The 6632-nt window shown below is 70.0% G+C and carries 8 protein-coding genes; 7 read left to right on the forward strand and 1 reads right to left on the reverse strand.

The annotated features are described in order from the left end of the window. Window positions 1-40 precede the first annotated feature (40 nt). From ACFW2E_RS38425 to ACFW2E_RS38450, 6 genes are all read left to right on the forward strand, one after another. Window positions 41-463 (forward strand): Mov34/MPN/PAD-1 family protein, encoded by a 423-nt coding sequence (locus ACFW2E_RS38425; protein ID WP_384474157.1) that lies wholly within the window; start codon window positions 41-43, stop codon window positions 461-463. A gap of 79 nt (window positions 464-542) precedes the next feature. Further along, a complete protein-coding gene (locus tag ACFW2E_RS38430; RefSeq protein WP_384474160.1) occupies window positions 543-638 on the forward strand; it encodes a putative leader peptide in 96 nt (31 codons plus the stop codon). Between the two features lie 154 nt (window positions 639-792). Further along, the gene (locus ACFW2E_RS38435) at window positions 793-1071 is read left to right on the forward strand and encodes a MoaD/ThiS family protein (RefSeq protein WP_384474162.1); all 279 of its coding nucleotides are present in this window, start codon (window positions 793-795) and stop codon (window positions 1069-1071) included. Window positions 1072-1088: 17 nt separating this feature from the next. Further along, window positions 1089-2039 carry a PLP-dependent cysteine synthase family protein gene (locus ACFW2E_RS38440; protein ID WP_384474164.1) on the forward strand — a complete coding sequence of 317 codons (951 nt, stop codon included), beginning with the start codon at window positions 1089-1091 and terminating at the stop codon, window positions 2037-2039. A 268-nt stretch (window positions 2040-2307) separates the two neighbouring features. Beyond that, complete coding sequence (locus ACFW2E_RS38445) at window positions 2308-4371, forward strand: putative Ig domain-containing protein (protein ID WP_384474167.1); 2064 nt, start codon at window positions 2308-2310, stop codon at window positions 4369-4371. A gap of 125 nt (window positions 4372-4496) precedes the next feature. Continuing rightward, window positions 4497-5018 carry a hypothetical protein gene (locus tag ACFW2E_RS38450; protein ID WP_384474170.1) on the forward strand — a complete coding sequence of 174 codons (522 nt, stop codon included), beginning with the start codon at window positions 4497-4499 and terminating at the stop codon, window positions 5016-5018. Between the two features lie 8 nt (window positions 5019-5026). On the opposite strand, the gene ACFW2E_RS38455 is transcribed toward ACFW2E_RS38450, so the two are convergent. Then, the gene (locus ACFW2E_RS38455) at window positions 5027-5485 is read right to left on the reverse strand and encodes a type II toxin-antitoxin system PemK/MazF family toxin (RefSeq protein ID WP_384474173.1); all 459 of its coding nucleotides are present in this window, start codon (window positions 5483-5485) and stop codon (window positions 5027-5029) included. A gap of 256 nt (window positions 5486-5741) precedes the next feature. Between ACFW2E_RS38455 and ACFW2E_RS38460 the strand changes: the two genes are divergently transcribed. Then, a complete protein-coding gene (locus ACFW2E_RS38460) occupies window positions 5742-6494 on the forward strand; it encodes an MBL fold metallo-hydrolase (RefSeq protein ID WP_384474176.1) in 753 nt (250 codons plus the stop codon). Window positions 6495-6632: the final 138 nt, after the last annotated feature.

Raw genomic sequence — 6632 nt, forward strand, 5'->3', positions numbered from 1 at the left:
GCTTGCGTTCGGGCCCGGCCCTCTGCTTATCCTGACCGACATGCTGACCATCACCCGGGCCCTCTACGACCAGATCGTCGCCCACGCCCGCAAGGACCACCCCGACGAGGCGTGCGGTGTCGTCGCCGGCCCCGCGGGTTCGGACCGCCCCGAGCGCTTCGTCCCGATGCTGAACGCGGCCATGTCACCCACCTTCTACGAGTTCGACTCGGGCGACCTGCTCAAGCTCTACCGGGAGCTGGACGACAGGGACGAGGAGCCGGTGATCATCTACCACTCCCACACCGCGACCGAGGCCTACCCGTCCCGCACCGACATCTCCTACGCCAACGAGCCCGGCGCCCACTACGTGCTGGTCTCGACGGCCGACACCGACGGCCTCGGCGAGTTCCAGTTCCGCTCCTTCCGCATCCGGGACGGCGAGGTCACCGAGGAGGAGGTCAAGGTCGTGGAGGCCCACTGATCCCGCAGTCCGGTCAGAATCCATCCACGATGCGAGATCACACTCCGGGATCCGGACCGGGAATCGATACGATGAGCGCATGGTTCTCCACGACGTGAGCGACAAGACGCCGGGCGTGATGCTCGTGGCGCGGCTGCACGTCGACCTGTGCAGGCTCGCCAGCGCCATCTGTTGACGCCGAACCCTGCCGCCGTACGGCCGTGAGCCGCGGCTGGTTCAACCGCGTACGAGTACGCTCCCCGCGCGGCCGCCCGCCCTCCCCCGAGCTCTCGGCTTCGTCCGAGCAGGGGGTGCCCCACCCTGACTACTTCCGACAGGAGCCCGCAACCATGGCCATCGAGGTCCGCATCCCCACCATCCTCCGCCAGTACACCGACGGTCAGAAGGCGGTGGAGGGCAGTGGTGAGACCCTCGCCGACCTGTTCGCCGACCTCGAGACCCGGCACGCTGGCATCCAGGCCCGCATCGTCGACGAAGGCAAGCTGCGCCGCTTCGTCAACGTCTACCTGAACGACGAGGACGTCCGCTTCCTCGACAACATCAACACCAAGCTGTCCGACGGCGACACCGTGACGATCCTGCCCGCCGTCGCCGGCGGCATGGCCTGATCGGCCGCTGATCACCGATGCGTTACGACTCCCCGCTGGCCGCGGTGGGCAACACCCCTCTGGTGCGCCTGCCGCGGTTGTCGCCGTCCCCCGAGGTCCGCATCTGGGCCAAGCTGGAGGACCGCAACCCGACCGGCTCGGTCAAGGACCGCCCGGCTCTGCACATGATCGAACAGGCGGAGAAGGACGGCAGACTGACCCCGGGCTGCACGATCCTGGAGCCGACGTCCGGCAATACCGGCATCTCGCTGGCCATGGCGGCAAAGCTCAAGGGCTACCGCATGGTGTGCGTGATGCCGGAGAACACCTCGCAGGAGCGCCGGGACCTGCTCGGCATGTGGGGCGCCGAGATCATCTCCAGTCCGGCCGCGGGCGGCTCCAACACCGCCGTGCGCGTCGCCAAGGAGCTGGCCGCCGAGCACCCCGACTGGGTGATGCTCTACCAGTACGGCAATCCGGACAACGCGGGCGCCCACTACGCGACCACGGGCCCGGAGATCCTCGCCGACCTGCCGTCGATCACGCACTTCGTGGCCGGCCTCGGCACCACCGGCACCCTGATGGGCGTCGGCCGCTATCTGCGCGAGCACAAGCCCGACGTGAAGATCGTCGCCGCCGAACCGCGCTACGACGACCTGGTGTACGGCCTGCGCAACCTCGACGAGGGTTTCGTACCGGAGCTGTACGACGCCTCCGTTCTCACCACCCGCTTCTCGGTCGGCTCGGCCGACGCGGTCACCCGCACCCGTGAACTCCTCCAGCAGGAGGGCATCTTCGCGGGCGTCTCGACCGGCGCCGCCCTGCACGCGGCGATCGGCGTAGGGAAGAAGGCCGTCAAGGCGGGGGAGAGCGCCGACATCGTCTTCATCGTGGCCGACGGCGGCTGGAAGTACCTCTCCACGGGCGTCTACACGGCCGCCACGACGGAGGAGGCCATCGAGACGCTCCAGGGTCAGCTCTGGGCATAGGCCTCATCATCTACGCGCCAACCCCCTCCTATGAGGGGGCTAAGCGCTTGTTATGGGGCGGCAAAGATCTTCTTTCGGGACTGCCCGACCAGCCCTCGCAGGGGCTAGGTTCTGCCCGCGCCCCTGTCATGCCACGCTCACCCGGCTGATGCGGGGCGTTCAAGGCGTTTCAAAGTGTCATGCTCATGACCGCGCTTTACCCGCCGCTACGCGCGTCACGGGCTGCCACCCGAATCGAGATCCCCACTCCCGATGGAGGCAGTACCCCATGCGTGAGTCACGCCCGAACAAGCGGCGACGGAGCCTGCGAAGACTCCTGACCGCCGCCGTCCCGGCCCTCGCCCTCACCGTCGCCGGACTCATGGCGGCCCCCGCCGCCGGAGCCCGGACGACCACAGCGCCCCACACCTCCCGCACCGCCCAGAACGCCAAGGCCCTCACCGCCCCCGAGCGCCAGACCTTCCACTCCACCGGCAAGGCCGGCCAGAGGGTGCCGACCGAGCACCTGTGCGCCACCGCGAAGCCCGGTCACGCGTCCTGCTTCGCCCAGCGCCGCACCGACATCAAGCAGCGGCTGGCCGCGGCCGTGGCCGCCGCGCCCTCCGGCCTGAGCCCGGCCAACCTGCACAGCGCCTACAACCTGCCCTCGACCGGTGGCTCCGGCCTGACCGTCGCCGTCGTCGACGCCTACAACGACCCCAACGCCGAGTCGGACCTGGCCACTTACCGCTCGCAGTACGGCCTGTCCGCCTGCACCAAGGCCAACGGCTGTTTCAAGCAGGTCAGTCAGACCGGTTCGACGACCTCGCTGCCGTCCAACGACACCGGCTGGGCCGGTGAAGAGGCGCTGGACATCGACATGGTCAGCGCGGTCTGCCCCAACTGCAACATCGTCCTGGTCGAGGCCGACTCCGCGAACGACACCGACCTCGGCATCGCCGAGAACGAGGCCGTCGCGCTCGGCGTGAAGTTCGTCTCCAACAGCTGGGGCGGCGACGAAGCCTCCTCCCAGACCAGCGAGGACACCCAGTACTTCAAGCACCCCGGCGTGGCGATCACCGTCTCCGCGGGTGACTCCGGCTACGGCGCCGAGTACCCGGCGACCTCCCAGTACGTGACCGCCGTCGGCGGCACCGCGCTGAGCACCTCGTCGAACTCCCGCGGCTGGACCGAGTCCGTCTGGAAGACCAGCAGCACCGAGGGCACCGGCTCCGGCTGCTCCGCCTACGACCCCAAGCCGAGCTGGCAGACCGACAGCAGCTGCTCCAAGCGCATGGAGGCCGACGTCTCCGCCGTCGCCGACCCGGCCACCGGCGTCGCGGTCTACGACACCTACGGCGGCTCCGGCTGGGCGGTCTACGGCGGCACCAGCGCCTCCGCCCCGATCATCGCCGGGGTCTACGCCCTCGCGGGCACCCCGGGCTCCGCCGACTACCCGGCGAAGTACCCCTACTCCCACACCGCCAACCTGTACGACGTGACCAGCGGCAACAACGGCTCCTGCGCCACCTCGTACTTCTGCACCGCCCGCACCGGCTACGACGGCCCGACCGGCTGGGGCACCCCCAACGGCACCACCGCCTTCACCGCCGGCAGCAGCAGCGGCAACACGGTGACCGTCACCAACCCGGGCAGCCAGTCGACGACCACCGGCGGCTCGGTCAGCCTGCAGATATCGGCGAGCGACAGCGCGGGCGCGAGCCTCACCTACAGCGCCTCCGGCCTGCCGGCCGGCCTGTCCATCAACAGCTCGACCGGCCTGATCTCCGGTACGGCGTCCACCGCGGGGACCTACCAGGTCACCGTCACCGCGACCGACTCCACCGGCGCCTCGGGCGCGGCCTCCTTCACCTGGACGGTCGGTTCCTCCGGCGGCACCTGCACCTCCTCGCAGCTCCTCGGCAACCCGGGCTTCGAGTCGGGCAACACCACCTGGACCGCCAGCAGCGGCGTCATCACCAACGACAGCGGTGAGGCGGCCCACGCCGGCTCGTACAAGGCCTGGCTCGACGGCTACGGCTCCTCGCACACCGACACGCTCTCCCAGTCGGTGACGATCCCGTCCGGCTGCAAGGCCAGCTTCACCTTCTACCTGCACGTCGACACGGCGGAGACCACCAGCAGCACCCAGTACGACAAGCTGACGGTCACCGCCGGTTCGACAACCCTGGCGACGTACTCGAACCTCAACGCCGCCTCCGGCTACGGTCAGAAGACCCTCGACCTGTCCTCGTACGCGGGCTCGACGGTCACACTGAAGTTCAGCGGCGTGGAGGACTCCTCGCTGCAGACCAGCTTCGTCGTGGACGACACCGCCGTCACGACCAGCTGATTCCGTTCCGCTGAGCGGGGGACCCCGGCCGTCGGGCACGGCCGGGGTCCTTCCCGGATCCGGACGCGCAGGTGGAACGTCACACCTGCAGCAGGATCCCGTCCCGGCGGAAAGGCGGTCCCCCCATGCGTCGTACGACGCTCCACCGCACGACGGTCACCTCCGTCGCGGCAGTCACTCTCCTCCTTGTGGGCTGCGGCTCGCAGAACGGGGGCACGGGGGCGGACAGCGGCGCGGGGTCACCCTCCCGCAGCGCGTCGGCGAGCGCCTCGGCGTCCGCGAGCACGGCCCCGGCCACCTCGTCGTCCCCGGCACCGACCGAGGCGGAGTGCACGCACAACGCCGAGCTCACCACCGCCGACGACGGCCGCACCATCTGCCTGACGACCGGCGGTCAGGTCCGCCTGACCCTGGACGGCACCAAGGAGCGCCCCTGGAAGCCGGTCGTGGTCACCGGCGATGTGCTGAAGGCCGCCAACCCGGGCATCGTCATCCTTCCGGGTGATGCCGTCGCCGCGTACGACGCGGTGGCCACGGGCACCGCGAAGCTCACCTCGTCCCGTCCGCTCTGTGCCCGGAGCAGCAGTCCCGGACAGGTGTCCTGCCAGGGCATCGAGAGGTGGACGGTCACCGTCCGGGTGCGCTGAGGCCCGGCTCAGCCGGCCAGATGCCGCACCTGGTCCCACAGGACCGGGTCGACCACGCCCACCCGGCGCCGGAATTCCCACACGGGCACCTGGCGCAGCTCGTCGGTCTCCAGGAAACTCGGGCGGCCGTGCGCGTCACCGACCGAGCCCGGCGGGAGCGGAATGACCCCGGAACGCTCGTCGTGGTACTTGCTGGTGATCTTGGCGACCGTCGCGCGGTTGCCGCGCACGGCCAGCACCAGACAGGGCCGGTCCTTGCCGTCCGACCTGTCCTCGAAGGGCACGTTCGCCCACCAGATGTCCCCGGGGTGCGGCCGCGCCGCCCGCCCCTGCGGCCCCTCCCGCCGACCCGGCGGCCGCGTCCTGCGCCGGTCCGGTCGCCGACCGCGACCCCACCCGTCGACGAGCGTGGCGACGAGCGCGAGCAGCACCACCGCCGCGAGCGCCAGCCACCAGGACGTGTCCATACGCACGACGTTACCGGCGCGCGATCCCCATTGCGCGCCCTCTCTCAAGCCTCTTGCGCCCCTGGTCCAGCCGAACCGGTGACAGAGCAGGTGAGTTCGCCCACAACGGCCCCTGGTGGAGGAGCGACCGGCTCTTTCGCGCCTTACGCTCGACGGACCGCACGACCCCCGTCTGCCCCTTGCACGCTTTCGCCCTTCCCTCTCCTTCCGGTCCCACCGGACTTCCGGATTTCCCGCCAACGGAGGTTCCTGCTTCATGAAGCTCACCGTCGTCGGCTGCTCGGGGTCGTTTCCGTCCGCGGAATCGGCCTGTTCGAGCTACCTCGTCGAGGCCGACGGCTTCCGGCTGCTCCTCGACATGGGCAACGGCGCCCTGGGCGAGCTGCAGCGCCACTGCGGTCTCTACGACCTCGACGCGATCTTCCTCAGTCATCTGCACGCCGATCACTGCATCGACATGCTGGCCTACTTCGTGGCGCGCTACTACCGGCACGAGGGCGGCCGGGCCGATCCGATCCCCGTGTACGGACCCGAGGGCACGGAACACCGCCTGACCACGGCCTACGCCGACACCCCGACCGCCTCGTCCATGAGCGAGGTCTTCGATTTCCACACGGTCAAGCCGTCCACGTTCGAGATCGGCCCGTTCACGGTGCACACCGAGAAGGTCCGCCACCCCGTGGAGGCGTACGGCATCCGTATCGAGCACGGGGGCAAGACGCTGACGTACTCGGGCGACACGGGTGTCACCGAGGCGCTGGACACGCTGGCCCGGGACGCCGACCTGTTCCTGTGCGAGGCCGCGTTCACGCACGGCAAGGAGAACATCCCGGACCTGCACCTCAACGGCCGCGAGGCCGGCGAGACGGCGGCCCGGGCGGCCGCCCGCCGCCTGGTCCTCACCCACATCCCGCCCTGGACCGACCCCGAGGTCAACCTCGCCGACGCCCGCGAGGTCTTCGACGGACCGGTGGAACTGGCGGTGCCGAGGGCGGCGTACGAGATCTGACGCGCACGAAGGCCCCGGAACCGGCGGATTCCAGGGGTCGTAGCAACACCGTGGTGAGTTGATCAAGCCGCGAGCAGTTTAGACAGACGCGCGGGGGGGGTTTGGCCTGCGGGGGGTTTGAGGGGGGGGGGGGGGTGT

Origin of the sequence: Streptomyces sp. NPDC058964 (assembly GCF_042741275.1) — a bacterium.
In the GTDB taxonomy this organism is placed as follows: Bacteria; Actinomycetota; Actinomycetes; order Streptomycetales; family Streptomycetaceae; genus Streptomyces.

Bases quoted from the DNA above. Each gene is read 5' to 3' on its own strand.
- ACFW2E_RS38445 (WP_384474167.1), top strand. From the start codon at position 2,308: ATGCGTGAGTCACGCCCGAACAAGCGGCGACGGAGCCTGCGAAGACTC.
- ACFW2E_RS38450 (WP_384474170.1), top strand. From the start codon at position 4,497: ATGCGTCGTACGACGCTCCACCGCACGACGGTCACCTCCGTCGCGGCA.
- ACFW2E_RS38455 (WP_384474173.1), bottom strand. From the start codon at position 5,485: ATGGACACGTCCTGGTGGCTGGCGCTCGCGGCGGTGGTGCTGCTCGCG.
- ACFW2E_RS38425 (WP_384474157.1), top strand. From the start codon at position 41: ATGCTGACCATCACCCGGGCCCTCTACGACCAGATCGTCGCCCACGCC.
- ACFW2E_RS38430 (WP_384474160.1), top strand. From the start codon at position 543: ATGGTTCTCCACGACGTGAGCGACAAGACGCCGGGCGTGATGCTCGTG.
- ACFW2E_RS38435 (WP_384474162.1), top strand. From the start codon at position 793: ATGGCCATCGAGGTCCGCATCCCCACCATCCTCCGCCAGTACACCGAC.
- ACFW2E_RS38460 (WP_384474176.1), top strand. From the start codon at position 5,742: ATGAAGCTCACCGTCGTCGGCTGCTCGGGGTCGTTTCCGTCCGCGGAA.
- ACFW2E_RS38440 (WP_384474164.1), top strand. From the start codon at position 1,089: ATGCGTTACGACTCCCCGCTGGCCGCGGTGGGCAACACCCCTCTGGTG.